Raw genomic sequence first — 19237 nt, forward strand, 5'->3', positions numbered from 1 at the left:
GGTCGAGGTGACCGTCAACTTCTGTCGTGCCTGCACCCTGGCGCGCAAGCCCCTGTCCGCGCAGGTCTCCCCGCGGTGAGCGACGACGCGATACCGTGGCGTTCCTTTTCCCCACATGATCCTCGTGGCCGCCCTGGAGGTTCCGTGGTACAGGCGTACATCCTGATCCAGACGGAGGTCGGCAAAGCGTCGACCGTCGCCGAGATCATCAGCAAGATCCCTGGAGTCCTCCAGGCCGAGGATGTGACAGGACCGTACGACGTCATCGTGCGCGCGCAAGCGGAGACGGTCGACGAACTCGGTCGGCTCGTGGTCGCGAAAGTCCAGCAGGTGGACGGCATCACGCGTACCCTGACCTGCCCGGTCGTCCATCTGTAGCCCCCGTCTACGCTTGGCCGGTGAACTTCTTCCGTCACCGGCCATTCGGTCTGCCCGCGTTCGCTCTGTTGTTGATCGCGGCCGCGGGCTGCTCATCAGCAGACGACGCTCCGTCGGCGGCGGTTCCCACTCCGGGTGCGGCGATCACCAAGTGGTGCGATCGCCTCGACGGGGTGCTGCCGAAGAAGGTCGACGGGCTCACGCGCCGTGACCCCGAGCCCTCGTCCGCGCTGACCGCGGGCTGGGGGGACCCGGCGATCATACTGCGGTGCGGTGTCGAGCGGCCTGCGAAGATGGCCGATCCGGAGGCCGACGGGGTCGAGGTGAACGGGGTGGGGTGGCTGCTGGAGCAGCGGTCCGACAAGTCGTTCCGGTTCACGACGACGTTGCGGAAGGCGTATGTCGAGGTGACGATTCCGGCGGGGCGGAGTGCCGATGGCATGGCGCCGTTGGTCAGCTTGGCGCCTGCCGTCAAGGAAGCGGTGCCTGAGGGGATTGCCGACTGATCGCCGTGAGTGGAGCGGTTGTATGTCGGCGCACGTGCGTTGTGGTTGCTCGCTCAGTTCCTCCCCCAGCCTTCGGCCGGGGGTACCCCCAGCGCCCCTGGCGGGGCGCTTCAGCGAAGCCCTGTTGAACGGTTCAGGGCTGCCTGGACCAGGCGGTCGATCAGGTCCGGGTAGCTGATGCCGGATGCCTGCCACATCTGCGGGTACATCGAGATGGGCGTGAAGCCGGGCATCGTGTTGATCTCGTTGATCACGAAGTCGCCGTCCTCCGTGAGGAAGAAGTCGGCGCGGACCAGGCCCTCGCAGGAGGCGGCCTCGAAGGAGTCCACCGCGAGCTTCTGGACCTCGGCGGTCTCCTCGGGGGTGAGGGGGGCCGGGACGATGCCGGGGGTGGAGTCGATGTACTTGGCGTCGAAGTCGTAGTACGCGTGCTCGGAGGGCGGCGGGATCTCGGCCGGGACCGAGGCGCGCGGGCCGTCCTCGAACTCCAGGACGCCGACCTCGATCTCCCGGCCCCGCAGCGCCGCCTCGACCAAAATCTTCGGGTCGTGGGCCTGGGCGGTGGCGATCGCCTCGTCCAGGCCGGAGAGGTCGTCGACCTTGGTGATACCGATCGACGAGCCCGCGCGGGCGGGCTTCACGAACAGCGGCCAGCCGTGCTCGCCGGCGAAGTCGACGATCCGCTTGCGGGCCGCGGACTCGTCCTGCTGCCACTCGCGGGGGCGGATCACCAGGTACGGGCCGACCTTGAGCCCGAAGGTGGTGAACACCCGCTTCATGTACTCCTTGTCCTGGCCGACGGCCGAGGCGAGCACGCCCGAGCCGACGTAGGGGACGCCGGAGAGCTCCAGGAGGCCCTGCAGGGTGCCGTCCTCGCCGTAGGGGCCGTGCAGCATCGGGAAGACGACGTCGACCTCGCCGAGCGCCTTGGGCACCGAGCCGGGCTCGCTGTAGACGACCTCGCGGTTGGCCGGGTCGACGGGGAGCACCACGCCGCCCTCGGTGGACTCGGCCAGGTCGCCGACCTCGGGCGTACGGCGGTCGGAGATCGCCATGCGTTCCGGTGCGTCGGCCGTGAGCACCCAGCGGCCTTCCCGGGTGATACCGATCGGCAGGACGTCGTACTTCGTCCGGTCGATGGCCGCGAGGACGGCGCCGGCGGTGACCATGGAGATCCCGTGCTCGGAGCTGCGCCCGCCGAACACGACGGCCACACGCGGCTTACGAGCGGGCTGCTCAGGGCTCTGGGGGAGGTTCTCGGTGCTCATATCGCGTTGAGAGTACCCGGTGGTAGGGCCCCGAGACAGCGTCCGCCGTGCGGGTTCGCTCAGCGTCGCTCGGGCTTCGCGCTGCGCGACATCAGCTCCTTGAGAGCGACCACCGGCGGCTTGCCCTCGTGCACGATGTCGACGACCGTCTCGGTGATCGGCATCTCCACACCGTGCCTGCGGGCCAGATCGGCCACCGACTCGCAGGACTTGACGCCCTCCGCGGTCTGCCGGGTGACCGCGATGGTCTCCTCCAGGGTCATGCCCTTGCCGAGGTTGGTGCCGAAGGTGTGGTTGCGGGAGAGCGGCGAGGAGCAGGTGGCCACCAGGTCGCCGAGACCGGCGAGTCCGGAGAAGGTCAGCGGGTCGGCGCCGAGCGCGCTGCCCAGCCGCGCGGTCTCCGCCAGACCGCGCGTGATGAGCGAGCCCTTGGCGTTGTCGCCGAGCCCCATGCCGTCGGCGATGCCCACGGCGAGGCCGATGACGTTCTTCACGGCACCGCCCAGCTCGCACCCGATCACGTCGGTCTCGGTGTACGGCCGGAAGTACGGGGTGTGGCAGGCGGCCTGGAGCCGCTGGGCGACCGTCTCGTCGGTGCAGGCGACCACGGCGGCGGCCGGCATCCGGGCGGCGATCTCACGGGCCAGGTTGGGGCCGGTGACCACGGCGATACGGTCCTGGCCGACCTTGGCGACGTCCGCGATGACCTCGCTCATCCGCATGGTCGTACCGAGTTCGACGCCCTTCATGAGGGACACCAGGACCGTGTGGGGCGCGAGCAGCGGCGCCCAGTCGGCGAGGTTGGCCCGCATGGTCTGGGAGGGCACCGACAGAACCGTGAAGTCGGCGCCGGCCGCGGCCTCGGCGGGGTCGGTCGTGGCCCGCAGGTTCTCGGGGAGTTCCACGCCGGGCAGGTAGTCGGGGTTGGTACGGCCGGAGTTGATGGCCTCGGCCACCTCCGCGCGCCGCGCCCACAGGGTGACGTCGCACCCGGCGTCGGCGAGCACCATCCCGAAGGCCGTACCCCACGAACCCGCGCTGAAGACCGCCGCCTTGGCAGGCTTGCTCACTTGCCGCTCTCCTCTTCCAGACCGCTCTGCGACTCTTCCAGACCGCTCTGCAACGCACGCGTCCGGCGCCGCTGCTCGATCCGCACCTGGCGTGGATCGTAGGGGGTCTCGGGGGCCTTCTCGCCGCGGATCTCCTCCAGCTGGCGGGTGATGGCGGCCATGATGACCTCGGTCGCCTCCTTGAGGAGGTCCTGGGTCATCTCCTTGTCGTAGAAGCGGGTGAGGTCGACCGGCGGGCCGGCCAGCACGTGGTGCGTCTTGCGGGGCAGCACGCTGGGCTTCTTCGCGTACGGCGGCAGCAGTTCGTTGGCGCCCCACTGGGCGACGGGGATCACCGGGCACCTGGTCTGCAGGGCGACCCGGGCGGCGCCGGTCTTGGCGGTCATGGGCCACTGGTCGGGGTCGCGGGTGATCGTTCCCTCTGGGTAGAAGGCGACGCACTCACCGCGCTCCACGGCGTCGATCGCGGCCCGGAAGGCGCTGAGCGCGTCGGTGGACTCGCGGTAGACGGGGATCTGGCCGGTGCCCCGCATGGCGGCGCCGACGAATCCCTTCTTGAAAAGCCCGCTCTTCGCCAGGAATCGCGGAACGCGGCCGGTGTTGTACTGATAGTGGGCGTAGGCGAAGGGGTCGATGTGGGAATTGTGGTTCACCGCGGTGATAAAACCGCCCTCGGCCGGAATGTTCTCCATTCCACGCCAGTCCCGCTTGATCAGAACCACCAGCGGAGGTTTGCAGAGCACCGCAGCGAAGCGGTACCAGAAGCCGATTCTCCGGCGGGGCACGCGGACACCTTCCTCTAGGACTTCTTCCCGGCCTGGGATCGGGAAGAAGTGTGGCCCCGGCCCGCCGGCCTGTCGAGAACACCGTACGCCTCGGTGTCGCGACCGCCCCGTGGGCCCGGGTGACAATGAGGCAACAAGGGAGGGACGGTACGACTGTGCAGTGGACCTTGGTCATCCCGCTCAAACCTCTGGCCCGTGCCAAGAGCAGGCTCGCGGACACCGCGGCGGACGGTGTGCGTCCGTCACTGGCCCTCGCCTTCGCCCAGGACACGGTGGCGGCGGCCCTGGCCTGCCAGTCCGTGAAGGATGTGGCGGTCGTCACGGACGACACGCTGGCCGGGCGCGAACTGTCGGCGCTGGGTGCGCGCATCGTCCCGGACCCGCCGGGAAGCGGCCTGAACGCGGCGCTGCGGCACGGGGCGGCGGCCGTCCGGGCATCGCGACCGGAAAGCCCCGTGGCGGCCCTGAACGCCGATCTCCCGGCGCTGCGCCCCCTGGAATTGTCCCGGGTGCTCGACGCGGCCGCGGAATTCCCGCGGGCTTTTCTCCCGGACACCGCGGCAATCGGCACCACCCTGCTGGCGGCGACCCCCGGCCATGAATTGGCGCCCGCATTCGGCCCGGATTCCCGCGCCCGCCACCGCGGCTCGGGCGCCGAGGAACTACGCCTGGTCGGCGTGGACTCGGTACGCCAGGACGTGGACACCGGCGCGGACCTGCGCGCGGCGCTCGCCCTGGGCGTGGGCCCCCGCACCGCCGCGGTGGCCGCCCGCCTGCTGATCCCGGACCAGTAGGCTGCCCTTCATGCAGGCGACCGCATACACGTACGACCCCGAGACCCGCAGCGGCCAGGTACTCCTCGACGACGGCACCCCGGTGCCGTTCGACGGCGAGGCCTTCGACGCGGGCGGCCTGCGCCTGCTCAGGCCGGGGCAGCGGGTGCGGATCGAGACGGAGGGGGCTGGAGGAGACCTCCGGATCACCCTGGTGACTTTGCAGACGCTCTGAGGCGAGAACCCACCTCTGTCGCCGAACACACCGCGGGCCGGACGCCCCAGGGGAGTCCGGCCCGTCGCGTGAGTAACCCGACGTCTCCGCAGCTCAGCGAGCGGCGGCCTTCTTGGCGACGGCCTTGCGGGCCGTCGACTTCTTGGCCGGCGCCTTCTTGGCGGTGACCTTCTTGGCCGGCGCCTTCTTCGCGGCCGTCTTCTTGGCCGTGGCCGTGGTCTTCTTGGCGGCCGTCTTCTTCGCCGTCGCCGTGGTCTTCTTCGCCGCGGCCGTGGTCTTCTTGGCGGTCACCTTCTTCGCCGTGACCTTCTTCGCGGTCACCTTCTTGGCGGTGGTCTTCTTCGCCGCCGCCTTCTTGACCGTCGCCGAAGCGCCGCCGGTCAGGCTGCCCTTGGGCGCCTTCTTGACCGCGACCTCGCCGCCGCGCGGCAGCTTCTTCGAGCCGCTCACCAGGTCCTTGAAGCCCTGGCCGGCACGGAAGCGCGGCACGGAGGTCTTCTTGACCCGAACCCGCTCGCCCGTCTGGGGGTTGCGAGCGTAGCGGGCGGGGCGGTCCACCTTCTCGAAGGACCCGAAGCCGGTGACCGAGACCCGCTCACCTGCGACGACCGCGCGGACGATGGCGTCCAGGACATGGTCGACAGCCTCGGCGGCCTGCTGGCGGCCGCCCATCTTGTCGGCAATCGCTTCTACGAGCTGCGCCTTGTTCACGTCTTCCCCTTCGGAGACATCGCCAGAACGAATGTGTTCAAGCTTTTTCGCACGTTAGGCAGATATATACCGCAAATCAAACACGAAACGGGCTTATCACCCTTGTGCCGCAACGGATTCGGTCGGCTCGGGCGGTCCAGTCAGCGTTCCCCTTCGGGGATTCGACCCGCGTCGAGGTCCGCATTGAACCGTTCGAGCCGCCGTGCCGCGTCGGCGACGTCGTGTTTGGCCGCGGCCGTAATGACCAGCAGCTTCCGGGTCAGCGCCATCCGTACGCCCTCCGGGACTTGCAGTGCGCGCACTTTTGTGTGCGCTTCCTTGAGTTGGCCCGCGACCGCCGCATAGAGCTGGAGTTGGCCGTCGTGTTCCATGCACAGATTGTGCCATCTGGGGCGAGTTGTCGCCTGCGCAGGGTGCAACTGCCGCCTCAAATGGCCTTCCGGGCACTTGCGGAAGCCACGGACACAGCACTCACGTACCCCCACAACATCCGTCCTAACGTGGGGAGTTGGCAAGAGCTGCGACAACGCGAGCGTCCGTTCGGGTGCAGACATGGCTGTACCCCCAATCGTGGCGATCGGGGGTACAGGCGGGGTGCTGCGGTGGCTGAAAACAGCCGTGTTCAGTTGTGGCGGCACCCCTGGGGGCGGGCCGGGTCAGACCTGGAGCGTCCGCGGCTTGTACGACGGCCGCTTGGCCTCGTACGTGGCGATGTCGGCCTCGCTCTGGAGGGTGATGGAGATGTCGTCCAGGCCGTTCAGCAGCCGCCAGCGGGAGTTCTCGTCCAGCTCGAAGGAGGCGGTGATGCCCTCGGCGCGCACCTCGCGGGCTTCCAGGTCGACCGTGATCTCGGCCTCGGGGTCGTTCTCGGAGAGCTCCTGCAGCGCCTCCACGACCTTCTGGTCCAGGACCACCGTGAGCAGGCCGTTCTTCAGCGAGTTGCCCCGGAAGATGTCGGCGAAGCGGGAGGAGATCACGGTCTTGAAGCCGTAGTTCTGCAGCGCCCAGACGGCGTGCTCACGGGAGGAGCCGGTGCCGAAGTCGGGGCCGGCGACCAGGACGGTCGCGCCCTGCCGCTCGGGGCGGTTGAGGATGAAGTTCTCGTCCTTGCGCCAGGCCTCGAACAGACCGTCCTCGAAGCCGTCCCTGGTCACCTTCTTGAGCCAGTGAGCAGGGATGATCTGGTCGGTGTCGACGTTGGAACGGCGCAGCGGGACGGCCCGGCCGGTGTGCGTGGTGAATGCTTCCATGGCTGATCAGACTCCAGCGGGCGTACGGGCGTCGGACAGGTCGGCCGGGGAGGCCAGGTGGCCCAGGACGGCCGTGGCGGCCGCGACCTGCGGCGACACCAGGTGGGTACGCCCGCCCTTGCCCTGCCGGCCCTCGAAGTTGCGGTTGGAGGTGGACGCGGAGCGCTCGCCCGGGGCCAGCTGGTCGGGGTTCATGCCGAGACACATCGAGCAGCCCGCGTGCCGCCATTCGGCGCCGGCGTCCTTGAAGACGACGTCCAGGCCCTCGGAGACGGCCTGCAGACCGACCCGGGCGGAGCCGGGGACGACCAGCATCCGTACGCCGTCGGCGACTTTGCGGTCCTTGAGGATCTCGGCGGCGGCGCGCAGGTCCTCGATGCGGCCGTTGGTGCAGGAACCTACGAAGACGGTGTCCACGTTGATGGAGCGCAGCGGCTGGCCGGCCTCCAACCCCATGTACTCCAGGGCCTTTTCGGCGGCGAGGCGCTCCGAAGCGTCTTCGTACGAAGCCGGGTCGGGGACGTCCGCCGAAAGCGGTGCGCCCTGGCCCGGGTTGGTGCCCCAGGTGACGAACGGGGAGAGGGCGGCGGCGTCGATGTGGACCTCGGCGTCGAAGACGGCGTCCTCGTCCGTCTTCAGGGTCTTCCAGTACGCGACGGCGGCGTCCCAGTCCTCGCCCTCGGGGGCGTGGGCACGGCCCTTGATGTACGCGAAGGTGGTCTCGTCGGGGGCGATCATGCCCGCGCGGGCGCCGGCCTCGATCGACATGTTGCAGATGGTCATCCGGGCCTCCATCGAGAGCTTCTCGATGGCGGAGCCGCGGTACTCCAGGATGTAGCCCTGGCCGCCGCCGGTACCGATCTTGGCGATGATCGCCAGGATCAGGTCCTTGGCGGTGACGCCGTCGGGCAGCTCGCCGTCGACCGTGATGGCCATGGTCTTCGGGCGGGCCAGCGGCAGCGTCTGGGTGGCCAGCACGTGCTCCACCTGGGAGGTGCCGATACCGAACGCGAGGGCGCCGAAGGCACCGTGCGTGGAGGTGTGGGAGTCGCCGCAGACGACGGTCGTACCGGGCTGCGTCAGACCCAGCTGCGGGCCGACGACGTGCACGACGCCCTGCTCGACGTCGCCCAGCGGGTGCAGACGCACCCCGAACTCGGCGCAGTTCTTGCGCAGCGTCTCCAGCTGGGCCCGGGAGACCGGGTCCGCGATGGGCTTGTCGATGTCGAGGGTCGGGGTGTTGTGGTCCTCGGTCGCGATGGTGAGGTCGAGACGGCGCACCGGGCGGCCGTTCTGGCGCAGCCCGTCGAAGGCCTGCGGGCTGGTCACCTCGTGCAGCAGGTGCAGATCGATGAAGAGGAGGTCGGGCTCGCCCTCGGCGCGCCGGACGACATGGTCGTCCCAGACCTTCTCCGCGAGTGTCCTACCCATCGCTTTCCCTCCGGCCGGCAGACGTGCACCGGCCCAACTAGAGATCTTGAGGAAGCGGCTGCCCGTGTTCCGGGCCCCTGAAGTCGTGGTTCCGGGCGTCCGCCGCCGGGCCCGTTGGTCCGCGGGCCACTGTGTGATTCCAGGGTGGCGCGTTCCACGGAAAATTGAACTTGCGTTTCACAGAGTGAGACGCGAGTATCGTTGCATGGACAACAGTAGCGGCGTCGGCGTTCTGGACAAGGCGGCCCTTGTCCTGAGCGCCCTGGAGTCCGGTCCGGCCACCCTCGCGGGTCTGGTCGGGGCCACCGGACTGGCACGACCCACGGCCCACCGGCTGGCCGTGGCTCTGGAACACCACCGCATGGTGGCACGCGACATGCAGGGCCGTTTCATTCTCGGCCCCCGACTCGCGGAACTGGCCGCGGCGGCCGGCGAGGACCGCCTGCTCGCGACGGCGGGCCCGGTGCTCACGCACCTGCGGGACATCACCGGCGAGAGCGCGCAGCTCTATCGCCGGCAGGGCGACATGCGGATCTGCGTGGCCGCGGCGGAACGCCTGTCCGGCCTTCGGGACACGGTGCCGGTCGGCTCCACGCTCACGATGAAGGCCGGTTCCTCGGCGCAGATCCTGATGGCCTGGGAGGAGCCGGAGCGTCTCCACCGCGGCCTCCAGGGTGCCCGCTTCACGGCGACGGCCCTGTCCGGCGTCCGCCGCCGCGGCTGGGCCCAGTCCATCGGCGAACGCGAGCCGGGCGTCGCGTCGGTGTCGGCGCCGGTACGCGGCCCTTCCAACCGCGTGGTCGCCGCCGTCTCCGTCTCCGGCCCGATCGAGCGCCTGACCCGCCACCCCGGCCGCATGCACGCCCAGGCCGTCATCGACGCGGCAGCCCGCCTCTCCGAGGCCCTGCGCCGCACAGGCTGACAAACAGAGCTCCCGTCAAGGAGAGGCCGGCCTCAACGCCGCGGCAGGCTTCTTCCCGACGGGAGCGGAGATACCCAGGGGCGCTGGGGGTACCCCCGGCCGAAGGCTGGGGGAGGAACTGCGCGACCAGCCACGCACTGCCCGCGCCCGATCAGCGACCGAAGCCCCCACGGCGCAGAACCTGCCCCCACCGGCCGTCAGCGCCCGCGCCCCTACGGGGCGCTTCGGTGAGCGAACCGGTCCTTCGCGTAGCGCCCTCGCTTCTCGACCGGGACCACCCCGCTCGCCGCGCCCAGGCCGAACTCCGGCATGTCGAAGTAGATGGACTCGTAGGCGCCCTCGGGTGCGATGTACGTCTCGTGCCAGAGACCCACGTGCCCGCGCAGCTTCCCCGCCTTCTCCTTGCGGTTCACGGCGCCCCACACCTTGTGGTGGAGCAGGCCCACCTCGCTCGCGTACGCGTACAGCTTCTCCTTCGACTCCCAGTACTGGACGACGTAGTACGTGCGCGGCGAGGCCGTCAGCAGGATGCGTCCCAGCAGCCCCCGGCCGGGGTCCCGTGCCAGCTCGGCCAGCATGCGGAACATCGACAGCATCACCGGGAACCACTGGTGGACCGCCCAGAAGTGGTTGATGCGCATGCCGATCAGCAGGACCACCGCGTCGCCCTCGCGCGCCGCGGTGGTACGCCCCGGAATCGGTTTGGCGAACATGACGACACCACCCCCGGATCGGTCGGATAGCAGCACTATCCTTCTGTTGGATGCTTGGATAGTGGCACTCACCAAGGAGGCCTGCAAGACATGCGGCTTGCCCGGTTGAGCGAGCGCAGCGGGGTGTCCGCCGCGACGATCAAGTACTACCTGCGCGAAGGGCTGTTGCCGCCGGGCCGCCAGGTCAACGCCACGACCGCGGAGTACGACGAGGGGCATCTGCGCCGGCTGCGCCTGGTGCGGGCGATGATCCAGGTGGGCCGGATTCCCGTCGCGACGGTCCGCGAGGTGCTGGGCCATGTCGACGACGACTCGCTGGGCCGCACGATCCGGGTGGGCGCGGCCCTGTGGGCGCTGCCGCAGGTGCCGGAGCCGGACGAGGACGACGAGTGCGTGCAGGCCGCGCACCGGGAGGTGGCGGCGCTGCTGGACACCCTCGGCTGGGAGAACGCCAAGCAGCTCACGACCATCTCCCCCGCCTATCGCCAGCTGGTGGTGGCGGTGGCCGCGTTCCGTCGGCTCGGCTACGACTGGGACGCCGAACTCCTCGTATCGCGCGCGAAGTTGATGCACCAGGCGGCGATCGCCGATCTGGACTTCCTGGAGACGCATCCGACGGAGGAGGAACGAGTGGAGGCCGCGGTGGCCAGCGCGGTGCTGGTGGAGCCGATGCTCCAGGCGCTGCACCGGCTGGCGCAGGAGGAGGAGACGGCGCGGCGGTACGGCTTCGAGTAGGGCGCCGTAGGCCACAGACAAGGCCCTCCGCCGAAGCGAAGGGCCCTCTGGAAGTACCCCCGACCGGATTCGAACCGGCGCTACCGCCTTGAGAGGGCGGCGTGCTAGGCCGCTACACAACGGGGGCGTGGATCTTACGTTTCCGCAGATCCGAGCTGGTCTACCTGGACTCGAACCAAGACTAACTGAACCAGAATCAGTCGTGCTGCCAATTACACCATAGACCAATGATGGTTTAGACCAGTTCGTACCCCCGACCGGATTCGAACCGGCGCTACCGCCTTGAGAGGGCGGCGTGCTAGGCCGCTACACAACGGGGGCCCTAGCGATCTGGCGATCACCGTACCCCCGACCGGATTCGAACCGGCGCTACTGCCTTGAGAGGGCAGCGTGCTAGGCCGCTACACAACGGGGGCTTTGCAGATGAGCTCTGCGAGCTGGCCTACCTGGACTCGAACCAAGACTAACTGAACCAGAATCAGTCGTGCTGCCAATTACACCATAGGCCACTGGAACGCAAGCCCCTGAAGGGATCTTGTTCTAGTTTTGCTCCTCCGGTTCCGGCCTTTCGGCCCGCTCCCCGGCGGCGCAGGAAGAACATTACCTGAAGGTGGACGGGGCTCCAAAACGGGTATCCGCGCGGAGGATCGCGGGCAGTTCGGCGAGCGAGGCGATCCGGTGCGGCCCCGTGGGTGCGTCGGCGCCGGTCACCGGCCCATGGCGGTCGATCCACACCGACAGCAGCCCGGCGTCGGCGGCACCGCGCCCGTCGATCTCCGGATGGTCGCCGACGTACGCGACCTCGTGCGGGGCGAGTTCCAGCGCCTCGCAGGCCGCGAGGAAGGCGCCGGCCGCGGGCTTGGAGACGCCCAGTTCGGCGGCGCAGAGGACGGCCTCGAAGCGGTCGTGCACCCCGAGGGTGCGCAGTTTGCGGTCCTGGACGTGGATGCTGGAGTTGGAGAGCACGGCGTGCCGGTGGCTGGCCGCGAGCGCGTCGAGGGCGGGCAGGACGTCCGGGAAGAGGGACCAGACGGCCTCGTAGTGCGTCAGGTAGCGGCCGAACCAGGCCTCGGCCTCGGAGTCGCCCAGCTCCGCGTCCAGGAAGACCCGCACCCGGTCCCGCCGCTGCCCCTCGAAGCTCGTCTCGCCCGCCGAGAACCGGGCCCACTGCCGGTCGGTGATCTCCCGCCACCGCACCAGCGCCGCCTCCGCGCTCCCGTACGCCGACAGCAGCCCCTCCGCCACCAGATGCGCCCGCATGCCCTCGCGGTCGGCGCTGGTGTAGTCGAAGAGAGTGTCGTCCACGTCCCAGACCACGGCCCTGATCGTCATACCGCCGACGGTACCGGGTGGGTACGACGAAGGGGCGGCACCGGCATGAACCGGAGCCGCCCCTCCCCCGCGCGCGTGCGTTACGCGGCCAGCTTCGCCAGGGCCGCGTCGATCCTCGCCAGCGTCTTCTCCTTGCCCAGGACCTCCAGGGACTCGAAGAGCGGCAGGCCGACGGTGCGGCCGGTGACGGCCACCCGGACCGGGGCCTGGGCCTTGCCGAGCTTGAGGCCGTGAGCCTCACCGGCGGCCAGGACGGCCTCCTTCAGGGACTCCGGGGAGGTCCAGTCGGCGGACTCCAGCTTCTCGCGGGCCGTGGCCAGGAGAGCGTCGCTGCCCTCCTTCATCGCCTTGGTCCAGGACGCCTCGTCCTCGGCCGGCTCGGCGAGGAACAGGAAGTCGACGTTGTCGGTGATCTCCGAGAGGACCTTCAGGCGGGTCTGCGCGTGCGGGGCGATCGCCTGCCACTTCGCCTCGTCGAAGTCCTCCGGCGCCCAGGGCGCGAAGGGGGCTTTCAGCCAGGGGACGCAGCGCTCCGTGAAGTCCTTCACGTCCAGCATGCGGATGTGGTCGGCGTTGATCGCCTCGCACTTCTTCAGGTCGAAGCGGGCCGGGTTGGGCTGGACGTCGGCGATGTCGAAGGCCGCGACCATCTCGCCGATCGAGAAGATGTCCTGGTCGGCGGAGAGCGACCAGCCCAGCAGGGAGAGGTAGTTGAGCAGGCCCTCGGGGAGGAAGCCGCGCTCGCGGTAGAGGTTGAGGGACGACTCCGGGTCGCGCTTGGACAGCTTCTTGTTGCCCTCGCCCATGACGTAGGGGAGGTGGCCGAAGGCCGGGGTCTGCTTGGCGATGCCCAGCTCGGTCAGCGCCTTGTAGAGGGCGATCTGGCGGGGGGTGGAGGAGAGCAGGTCCTCGCCGCGCAGGACGTGGGTGATCTCCATCAGGGCGTCGTCGACCGGGTTGACCAGCGTGTAGAGCGGGGCGCCGTTCGCGCGGACGATGCCGTAGTCCGGGACGTTCTCCGCGGTGAAGGTCAATTCGCCGCGGACCAGGTCCGTGAAGGTGATCGTCTCGTCGGGCATCCGGAAGCGGACGATGGGCGCACGGCCCTGGGCCTTGTACTCCGCCACCTGCTCCTCGGTGAGGTCGCGGCAGTGACCGTCGTAGCCGGACGGCCTGCCGGCGGCGCGGGCGGCCTCGCGGCGGGTGTCCAGCTCCTCCTGGGAGCAGTAGCAGTGGTAGGCGTGACCGGCGTCGAGGAGCTTGGCGGCGACGTCGGCGTAGATGTCCATGCGCTGCGACTGGCGGTACGGCGCGTGCGGGCCGCCGACCTCCGGGCCCTCGTCCCAGTCGAAGCCGAGCCAGCGCATCGCGTCGAGCAGCTGGTTGTACGACTCCTCGGAGTCGCGGGCCGCGTCGGTGTCCTCGATGCGGAAGACCAGAGTGCCCTGGTGGTGCCGGGCGAACGCCCAGTTGAACAGGGCGGTGCGGACCAGGCCCACGTGGGGGTTACCGGTGGGCGAGGGGCAGAAACGTACGCGGACGGGTGCGCTAGCCACGCTTGACAACCTTGTTGGTGAGAGTGCCGATGCCTTCGATGGTGACGGCGACCTCGTCGCCGACGTTCAGGGGGCCGACCCCTGCCGGGGTGCCGGTGAGGATCACGTCGCCGGGGAGCAGCGTCATGGCCTCGGTGATGTGGACGATCAGGTCCTCGATGGAGTGGATCATCTCGCTCGTACGGCCGAGCTGGCGCTGTTCGCCGTTGACCGTGAGCTGGATCGTCAGGTCGGACGCGGTGGCGAGGTCCAGGTCCGTCTCCACCCAGGGGCCGAGCGGGCAGGCGGTGTCGAAGCCCTTGGCGCGGGCCCACTGCTTCTCGCGCTTCTGGACGTCGCGGGCGGTGACGTCGTTGGCGCAGGTGTAGCCGAAGATGACGTCCGCCACGCGCTCGCGCGGGACCTCTCGGCACAGCCGGCCGATGACCACGGCCAGTTCGGCCTCGTGGTGGAGGTCCTGGGAGAAGGACGGGTACTGGATCTCGTCGCCGGGGCCGGTCACCGAGGTGGACGGCTTGAAGAAGGCGAAGGGGGCGTCCGGGACCTCGTTGCCCAGCTCCTTCGCGTGCTCCGCGTAGTTGCGGCCGTAGGCGACGACCTTGCTGGGGAGCACCGGCGGGAGGAGACGGACCTTGCTCAGCGGGACCTTGGTCCCGGAGAGCTCGAAGTCCGTGAACGGAATGCCCTTGATGATGTCGAGGACGAGTTCGTCCTGCTTGTCGCCCTCGACCGCGCCGAAGGCGACGTTCCCGTCGATGGAGAATCTGGCGATGCGCACGGGATCCTGCGCCCCTCACTGAACCGGCTGGAGTCTGACGCTCCAGGCTAACGTGGTGAGGGGTGGCCGCCGTGGAATAACCCGGTGACCGGGTGGGTGAGTGAACGGCGGCCGTACCTCGTACTACTCCGCGACCGAGGTCCCGGCCGGGATCTCCATGAGGATCGTGCGCCGGGGGTTGGCGGTCTGGGCGGGGAGGTCGAGGGAGTGCTCGGGCAGTTCGGGGGTCTGCAGTTCCTCGGCGTCCTTGAGGTGGGCGAGGGTGGTGCGCCGGGGGTTGGCTATGTTGCGGAACATCATCGTCGTCTTCACGGTTGTACGAGACCCCGTCGTGTGTGGGTTGGCAGAGACTTCCCTCTTGTAAAGCGCCAGGCTAAACATCGAATTCCCGACGGAAGGCGCCGAGCGGCTGTGATCTGCGTGTGAGTTTGCTCACGAAGCTGAGGGCAAACCGGTCATTCCAGGCCGACAAGTCAGCGCAACGAAACGGACATTGGCGAACTGAAGCTGTCATTCCGCTCCTGATCATGGCGACTGGGACACGCCTCGCATGCCCGCGACTGGCAGGGATACGTCCGGTATGTACGTGCTCGGCTTCGACATCTCGTAACGTGTCACTCACACGCTGTCACGGAGGTCACAGCTCGGCCCACGGCCCTTGTTGGAGATCCGGCACTGTGCTGGAATTCCACGGAACCGCCGCAGGATCGAGCCGGCGCGCAGGGGGCGCAACGCAGCGCCGAGTGGCGGCGAGACAGGGGGAGCCAGCGCCGGTCACACTCACGACCAACAGGGGGCGCATTCAGGGCGCTCCCCGTACAACGCCGACACCGTGTCCCTCCGTTCAGCGGAGGGGCGCCTGGTCCAGAGGTTGCGACGCTAGTGCAGGGACGATTCAAGAGGGATGGCAGCGCTCCGGCGGAGCCGGAGGCGCACGGCGGGACCGACCGCGGTTCCTCCCCCCAGCACGCCCAGAACCTGGGGCCGGGCACGGCCCCGGCCGGCGGTGGTGGTGACGGCGGTGAGCGCTCCGGGCGCCCCGCCGTGTCGGCGTCTTCGGGGTCCACGGGCCCCCAGCCGGCCGCGACACCGACGCCCACGGTCAAGCCCCCGAAGGGCCCGTCGAACCCCGGCTCGCGGATGGCCCTGCGCAACTGGCGCATCTCCACGCGCCTGGTGTCGCTGCTCGCGCTCCCCGTGGTGGCGGCGACGACGCTCGGCGCGGTGCGCATCAACACGTCGCTCGACGACATCCAGCAGCTCGACAACATGAAGCTGCTGACGGACATGACCACGCAGGCCACCGAGCTGGCCCAGGAGCTCCAGAACGAGCGTGACAAGTCCGCCGGTCTGCTGGCGCACGGCGCGTCGACCAACGACGTCACGGTCAAGGGCCTCGAGGAGGCCACCGACCAGGCCCGCGAGAACTTCCTCAACGCCTCCGAGGAAATCGACACCGCGAGCAAGAACGGTCAGCTCCAGGGCGTCCGCGACAGCCTCGTCGGTCTGGCCGGCCAGCTGGACGACCTGGCGAAGATCCGCAAGGACGCCTATCAGCAGAAGGAGAACTCGACCCAGACGGTCGAGGCCTACCACCGGCTGATCACCCAGCTGATCGACCTCTCGCAGGACATGGCGCAGGCCTCCAGCAACCCGGAGATGATCCAGCGCACCCGCGCCCTGGCGGCGTTCTCCACCGCCAAGGAGTACGCGTCCGTGCAGCGCGCCGTCATCGCCGCGGCCCTGCCCGCCAACGGCACGAGCGCCGGCGACCTCTCCGAGAACGACCGCCTGTACGGCGAGTCCGCCCAGGAGAGCGAGACCTCCGAGCTGACGATCTTCCGGAAGATCTACGCCGGCAACGCGGCCGACCTGCTCAGCCCGATCGACGGGAACAACCCGACGATCGAGGCCGCGGACACCTACGCCAAGCGTGCGCTCGGCGCCCAGAACGGTCTGAACGAGCTCTCCAAGCGGTCGTACCGCGACTGGGTGGACGACAGCTCGACCAAGATCGACCAGATGCAGAAGATCGAGCACACCCTGCTCGAGGACATGGAGCAGAAGGCCCGCGAGCTGCGCTCCTCCTCCGAGCGGGAAGCGATCATCTCCGGTGCGCTGATCCTGCTCGTCCTCGGTGTGTCGCTGGTCGGCGCCTTCATCGTGGCCCGCTCCATGATCCGCTCGCTGCGCCGCCTCCAGGAGACCGCCACCAAGGTCGCCCAGGACCGGCTGCCCGAGCTGGTCAAGCAGCTCTCCGAGTCCGACCCGCAGGACGTCGACACGTCCGTGGAGTCGGTCGGTGTGCACTCCCGGGACGAGATCGGCCAGGTGGCCGCGGCCTTCGACGACGTGCACCGCGAGGCGGTCCGCCTCGCCGCCGAGCAGGCCCTCCTGCGGGGCAACGTCAACGCGATGTTCACCAACCTCTCGCGCCGCTCCCAGGGCCTCATCCAGCGTCAGCTCTCGCTCATCTCCGAACTGGAGTCCCGCGAGGCCGACCCGGACCAGCTGTCCTCCCTCTTCAAGCTCGACCACCTCGCGACGCGTATGCGCCGTAACGGTGAGAACCTCCTGGTCCTCGCCGGTGAAGAGCCCGGCCGTCGCTGGACCCGCCCGGTCCCGCTGGTCGACGTGCTCCGCGCCGCCGCGTCCGAGGTGGAGCAGTACGAGCGCATCGAACTGGCCGCCGTGCCGACCACCGAAGTGGCCGGCCGCGTGGTCAACGACCTCGTGCACCTGCTCGCCGAGCTGCTCGAGAACGCGACCTCGTTCTCCTCGCCGCAGACCAAGGTCAAGGTCACCGGTCACGCCCTGCCCGACGGCCGGGTGCTGATCGAGATCCACGACACCGGTATCGGCCTCTCCCCCGAGGACCTCGCGGCGATCAACGAGCGGCTCGCCTCGCCGCCCACCGTGGACGTCTCGGTCTCCCGCCGCATGGGCCTCTTCGTGGTCGGTCGTCTCTCGCAGCGGCACGGCATCCGCATCCAGCTGCGCCCGTCCGACTCCGGTGGTACGACCGCGCTGGTCATGCTCCCGGTCGACGTCGCCCAGGGCGGCAAGAAGCCCGCTCCCGGCAAGCCCGGCGCCCCGGCGGCCGCCGGTGGTCCCGCCGCCGCGCAGGCCGCGGCCGGTGCGGCCGCCGCCCGTCGCGGAGGCGGCCAGGGCGGTGCCGGCGGATCGCTCGGCGCGGGTGCCCCCGCCCCGGCCCTCGGCGGTGCCGGCACGGCCGGCGGGCGCGGCGGTGCCCTCGGTTCCGGCGGGCCCTCCGGCGGCGGACTGCTCGGTGCCGGTGCCGGCCCGCGCGGCCAGGTCGGCGCGGGCCAGGGTCCCCGGGCCGCGCTGCCCGGCGCGGGCCAGAACGGCGGCCGTCCCGGCGGCGCCCAGGGCGGCGGGCCGCGTGGACCGCAGGCCCCGCAGCAGGGCGGCCGGTCCGGTGGCGGTGCCTTCGGCGGCCAGGACGCGTTCGGCAACCCGCAGGACGCCTTCGGCAGCCGCGGCCCGGTCCCGCCGCAGCGCTCCGCGAACTCCTCGGACCAGGGCCGTCAGCCCCAGCTCCCGCCGCGCGGTGGCCCGCGGGCCGAACTGCCCGGCGGCAACCCGCCGCAGGGCCGGCCCAGCTGGAGCGACGACAACGCCCAGCCGCCGCTCTCCCGTGCCTCGCTGGACACCCCGCGCGGCCACGACGAGGACCCGAGCCACACCGCGCAGATGCCCCGCATCGACGACCGGCAGGATCTCGGCGCCACCTCGCAGATGCCGGCGATCCCGCAGGCTTCGTCGACCGGCGAGTTCCCCCGCCCGGACTTCAACGCGCCGAACGGCTCGCAGAACACCGGCTCGTACCCGCGACCGGGCACGACCGGCCCGCAGAGCACCGGCTCGTACCCGCGGCCCGGCGCGAACGGCCCGCAGGACACGGGGTCGTTCCCCCGCCCGAACGTCAACGGCCAGCAGGACTCCGGCCAGTTCGTCCGCTCCGACGTCTTCGGCGGATCGGGCGGCCCGCAGGCGGGTGCCCAGGACACCGGGCAGTACGCCGCCCCGCAGGCCTACGACATCGGCTCCACCGGCCAGTTCGCCACACCGTCCTTCGACGGTGGCTCCACCGGGCAGCACTCCCTGCCCGGCCGCCAGAACGGCTACGGGAACAACGGCCAGAACGGCAACGGCCAGCACACCACGGGTCAGTTCGAGCGCCCGCAGACCAACGGACGCGGTGCCGACTTCGGCGCCGCCCAGCGTCCGCCGGTCCCGCCGGTCCGCCAGGAGCCCGAGGCGCTGCCGCCGGCCAGCGGTCCCGGTGACGGCCGTACCCCGCTGTACGACACGCTGGAGACCAACTGGTTCCACGGCGGTCAGCAGGAGCAGCAGCAGCGGCCCCAGAGCAACGGCAGCGCCAACGGCAACGGCCCGGCGTCGATTCCGCCGCTGCCCTCCCAGTCGCCGGCCCCCGCGGCCGCGGCCCCCCAGCGTCCCGCCCAGGCAGCCTGGCGCACCTCTCCGAACGACGACCTCGTCCGGCAGGCGGAGCGTGTACGGCAGCCGGCGGCGGGCGGTGTCACCACCTCCGGTCTGCCTCGCCGGGTGCCCCGGGCGAACCTCGTGCCGGGCACGGCGCAGCAGCAACAGCACCACACCGGTCCGCAGGTCTCGCGTGCGCCTGATGACGTCCGCGGCCGGCTGACCAATCTCCGTCGGGGTATCGCGCAGGGTAGGCAGGCCGCACCCGGCCAGCAGACCGGCAGCTTCCCGAACCCCACTCACCAGCAGGAGCGTTAGTTGAGTCCG

19 protein-coding genes and 5 tRNA genes are annotated in these 19237 nt (G+C 70.1%); 7 read left to right on the forward strand and 17 right to left on the reverse strand.

Annotated elements, in window-relative coordinates:
- Positions 1-144: 144 nt before the first annotated feature.
- Positions 145-378, forward strand: a complete 234-nt coding sequence (locus ACFZDK_RS32345; RefSeq protein WP_355714353.1) for an Lrp/AsnC ligand binding domain-containing protein — start codon at positions 145-147, stop codon at positions 376-378.
- A 20-nt stretch (positions 379-398) separates the two neighbouring features.
- Entirely contained in the window at positions 399-884 is a 486-nt protein-coding gene (locus ACFZDK_RS32350) for a DUF3515 family protein (protein WP_390977458.1), read from the forward strand.
- Between the two features lie 110 nt (positions 885-994).
- On the opposite strand, the gene ACFZDK_RS32355 is transcribed toward ACFZDK_RS32350, so the two are convergent.
- Genes ACFZDK_RS32355 through ACFZDK_RS32365 form a run of 3 tightly spaced genes read right to left on the reverse strand, consistent with a single transcriptional unit; the run spans position 995 to position 4007 of the window.
- Positions 995-2152, reverse strand: a complete 1158-nt coding sequence (locus tag ACFZDK_RS32355) for a D-alanine--D-alanine ligase (protein WP_390977459.1) — start codon at positions 2150-2152, stop codon at positions 995-997.
- A gap of 59 nt (positions 2153-2211) precedes the next feature.
- A complete protein-coding gene (locus ACFZDK_RS32360) occupies positions 2212-3222 on the reverse strand; it encodes an NAD(P)H-dependent glycerol-3-phosphate dehydrogenase (protein WP_355714345.1) in 1011 nt (336 codons plus the stop codon).
- Positions 3219-4007, reverse strand: coding sequence for a 1-acyl-sn-glycerol-3-phosphate acyltransferase (locus tag ACFZDK_RS32365; RefSeq protein ID WP_390977460.1), 789 nt, complete (start codon positions 4005-4007; stop codon positions 3219-3221). The genes ACFZDK_RS32360 and ACFZDK_RS32365 overlap by 4 nt, the downstream gene beginning before the upstream one ends.
- Positions 4008-4162: 155 nt before the next feature.
- Between ACFZDK_RS32365 and cofC the strand changes: the two genes are divergently transcribed.
- Both cofC and ACFZDK_RS32375 read left to right on the forward strand, forming a co-directional pair.
- Positions 4163-4801 carry a 2-phospho-L-lactate guanylyltransferase gene (cofC, locus tag ACFZDK_RS32370; RefSeq protein ID WP_390977461.1) on the forward strand — a complete coding sequence of 213 codons (639 nt, stop codon included), beginning with the start codon at positions 4163-4165 and terminating at the stop codon, positions 4799-4801.
- A gap of 10 nt (positions 4802-4811) precedes the next feature.
- Complete coding sequence (locus ACFZDK_RS32375; RefSeq protein ID WP_390977462.1) at positions 4812-5015, forward strand: hypothetical protein; 204 nt, start codon at positions 4812-4814, stop codon at positions 5013-5015.
- Positions 5016-5108: 93 nt separating this feature from the next.
- Here the strand turns inward: ACFZDK_RS32375 and ACFZDK_RS32380 are convergent, their stop codons facing one another.
- The 4 genes from ACFZDK_RS32380 to leuC form a co-directional block, all read right to left on the reverse strand.
- Entirely contained in the window at positions 5109-5726 is a 618-nt protein-coding gene (locus tag ACFZDK_RS32380) for an HU family DNA-binding protein (RefSeq protein WP_365691085.1), read from the reverse strand.
- 140 nt (positions 5727-5866) lie between these two features.
- A complete protein-coding gene (locus ACFZDK_RS32385; RefSeq protein WP_390977463.1) occupies positions 5867-6097 on the reverse strand; it encodes a hypothetical protein in 231 nt (76 codons plus the stop codon).
- 285 nt (positions 6098-6382) lie between these two features.
- Complete coding sequence (leuD, locus tag ACFZDK_RS32390; RefSeq protein ID WP_390977464.1) at positions 6383-6976, reverse strand: 3-isopropylmalate dehydratase small subunit; 594 nt, start codon at positions 6974-6976, stop codon at positions 6383-6385.
- Between the two features lie 6 nt (positions 6977-6982).
- Complete coding sequence (gene leuC / locus ACFZDK_RS32395; protein WP_385678089.1) at positions 6983-8407, reverse strand: 3-isopropylmalate dehydratase large subunit; 1425 nt, start codon at positions 8405-8407, stop codon at positions 6983-6985.
- Between the two features lie 205 nt (positions 8408-8612).
- Here leuC and ndgR point away from each other — a divergent pair, with 205 nt between their 5' ends.
- Complete coding sequence (ndgR, locus tag ACFZDK_RS32400) at positions 8613-9329, forward strand: IclR family transcriptional regulator NdgR (RefSeq protein WP_089098541.1); 717 nt, start codon at positions 8613-8615, stop codon at positions 9327-9329.
- Between the two features lie 212 nt (positions 9330-9541).
- Here the strand turns inward: ndgR and ACFZDK_RS32405 are convergent, their stop codons facing one another.
- Positions 9542-10042 (reverse strand): monooxygenase family protein, encoded by a 501-nt coding sequence (locus tag ACFZDK_RS32405; RefSeq protein WP_390977465.1) that lies wholly within the window; start codon positions 10040-10042, stop codon positions 9542-9544.
- A 90-nt stretch (positions 10043-10132) separates the two neighbouring features.
- Between ACFZDK_RS32405 and ACFZDK_RS32410 the strand changes: the two genes are divergently transcribed.
- Positions 10133-10777: a MerR family transcriptional regulator gene (locus ACFZDK_RS32410; protein ID WP_390977466.1), complete on the forward strand. Its 645-nt coding sequence runs from the start codon at positions 10133-10135 to the stop codon at positions 10775-10777.
- Positions 10778-10831: 54 nt separating this feature from the next.
- Here ACFZDK_RS32410 and ACFZDK_RS32415 read toward each other — a convergent pair.
- The 9 genes from ACFZDK_RS32415 to ACFZDK_RS32455 form a co-directional block, all read right to left on the reverse strand.
- A tRNA-Glu gene (locus ACFZDK_RS32415) sits at positions 10832-10904 on the reverse strand.
- 28 nt (positions 10905-10932) lie between these two features.
- Positions 10933-11004 (reverse strand) — tRNA-Gln (locus ACFZDK_RS32420).
- A gap of 21 nt (positions 11005-11025) precedes the next feature.
- Positions 11026-11098, reverse strand: a tRNA-Glu gene (locus ACFZDK_RS32425).
- Positions 11099-11120: 22 nt separating this feature from the next.
- Positions 11121-11193: transfer RNA gene (locus tag ACFZDK_RS32430), tRNA-Glu, on the reverse strand.
- 21 nt (positions 11194-11214) lie between these two features.
- Positions 11215-11286 (reverse strand) — tRNA-Gln (locus ACFZDK_RS32435).
- 91 nt (positions 11287-11377) lie between these two features.
- Positions 11378-12109, reverse strand: a complete 732-nt coding sequence (locus ACFZDK_RS32440; RefSeq protein ID WP_390977467.1) for an HAD-IA family hydrolase — start codon at positions 12107-12109, stop codon at positions 11378-11380.
- Between the two features lie 80 nt (positions 12110-12189).
- Positions 12190-13674 carry a glutamate--tRNA ligase gene (gene gltX, locus ACFZDK_RS32445; protein WP_390977468.1) on the reverse strand — a complete coding sequence of 495 codons (1485 nt, stop codon included), beginning with the start codon at positions 13672-13674 and terminating at the stop codon, positions 12190-12192.
- Complete coding sequence (locus ACFZDK_RS32450) at positions 13658-14443, reverse strand: fumarylacetoacetate hydrolase family protein (protein WP_390977469.1); 786 nt, start codon at positions 14441-14443, stop codon at positions 13658-13660. The genes gltX and ACFZDK_RS32450 overlap by 17 nt, the downstream gene beginning before the upstream one ends.
- A 123-nt stretch (positions 14444-14566) precedes the next feature.
- Complete coding sequence (locus ACFZDK_RS32455; protein WP_217547523.1) at positions 14567-14755, reverse strand: hypothetical protein; 189 nt, start codon at positions 14753-14755, stop codon at positions 14567-14569.
- Positions 14756-15325: 570 nt separating this feature from the next.
- On the opposite strand from ACFZDK_RS32455, the gene ACFZDK_RS32460 reads away from it, so the two are divergent.
- Entirely contained in the window at positions 15326-19228 is a 3903-nt protein-coding gene (locus tag ACFZDK_RS32460; RefSeq protein WP_390977470.1) for a nitrate- and nitrite sensing domain-containing protein, read from the forward strand.
- Positions 19229-19237: the final 9 nt, after the last annotated feature.

Source organism: Streptomyces sp. NPDC007901 (assembly GCF_042959465.1).
Taxonomy (GTDB): domain Bacteria; phylum Actinomycetota; class Actinomycetes; order Streptomycetales; family Streptomycetaceae; genus Streptomyces.

What these genes read in the sequence shown, in the direction of transcription:
- ACFZDK_RS32355 (WP_390977459.1), bottom strand. Translation starts at nt 2,152, where the DNA reads ATGAGCACCGAGAACCTCCCCCAGAGCCCTGAGCAGCCCGCTCGTAAG.
- ACFZDK_RS32375 (WP_390977462.1), top strand. Translation starts at nt 4,812, where the DNA reads ATGCAGGCGACCGCATACACGTACGACCCCGAGACCCGCAGCGGCCAG.
- ACFZDK_RS32385 (WP_390977463.1), bottom strand. Translation starts at nt 6,097, where the DNA reads ATGGAACACGACGGCCAACTCCAGCTCTATGCGGCGGTCGCGGGCCAA.
- leuD (WP_390977464.1), bottom strand. Translation starts at nt 6,976, where the DNA reads ATGGAAGCATTCACCACGCACACCGGCCGGGCCGTCCCGCTGCGCCGT.
- leuC (WP_385678089.1), bottom strand. Translation starts at nt 8,407, where the DNA reads ATGGGTAGGACACTCGCGGAGAAGGTCTGGGACGACCATGTCGTCCGG.
- ndgR (WP_089098541.1), top strand. Translation starts at nt 8,613, where the DNA reads ATGGACAACAGTAGCGGCGTCGGCGTTCTGGACAAGGCGGCCCTTGTC.
- ACFZDK_RS32405 (WP_390977465.1), bottom strand. Translation starts at nt 10,042, where the DNA reads ATGTTCGCCAAACCGATTCCGGGGCGTACCACCGCGGCGCGCGAGGGC.
- ACFZDK_RS32410 (WP_390977466.1), top strand. Translation starts at nt 10,133, where the DNA reads ATGCGGCTTGCCCGGTTGAGCGAGCGCAGCGGGGTGTCCGCCGCGACG.
- ACFZDK_RS32440 (WP_390977467.1), bottom strand. Translation starts at nt 12,109, where the DNA reads ATGACGATCAGGGCCGTGGTCTGGGACGTGGACGACACTCTCTTCGAC.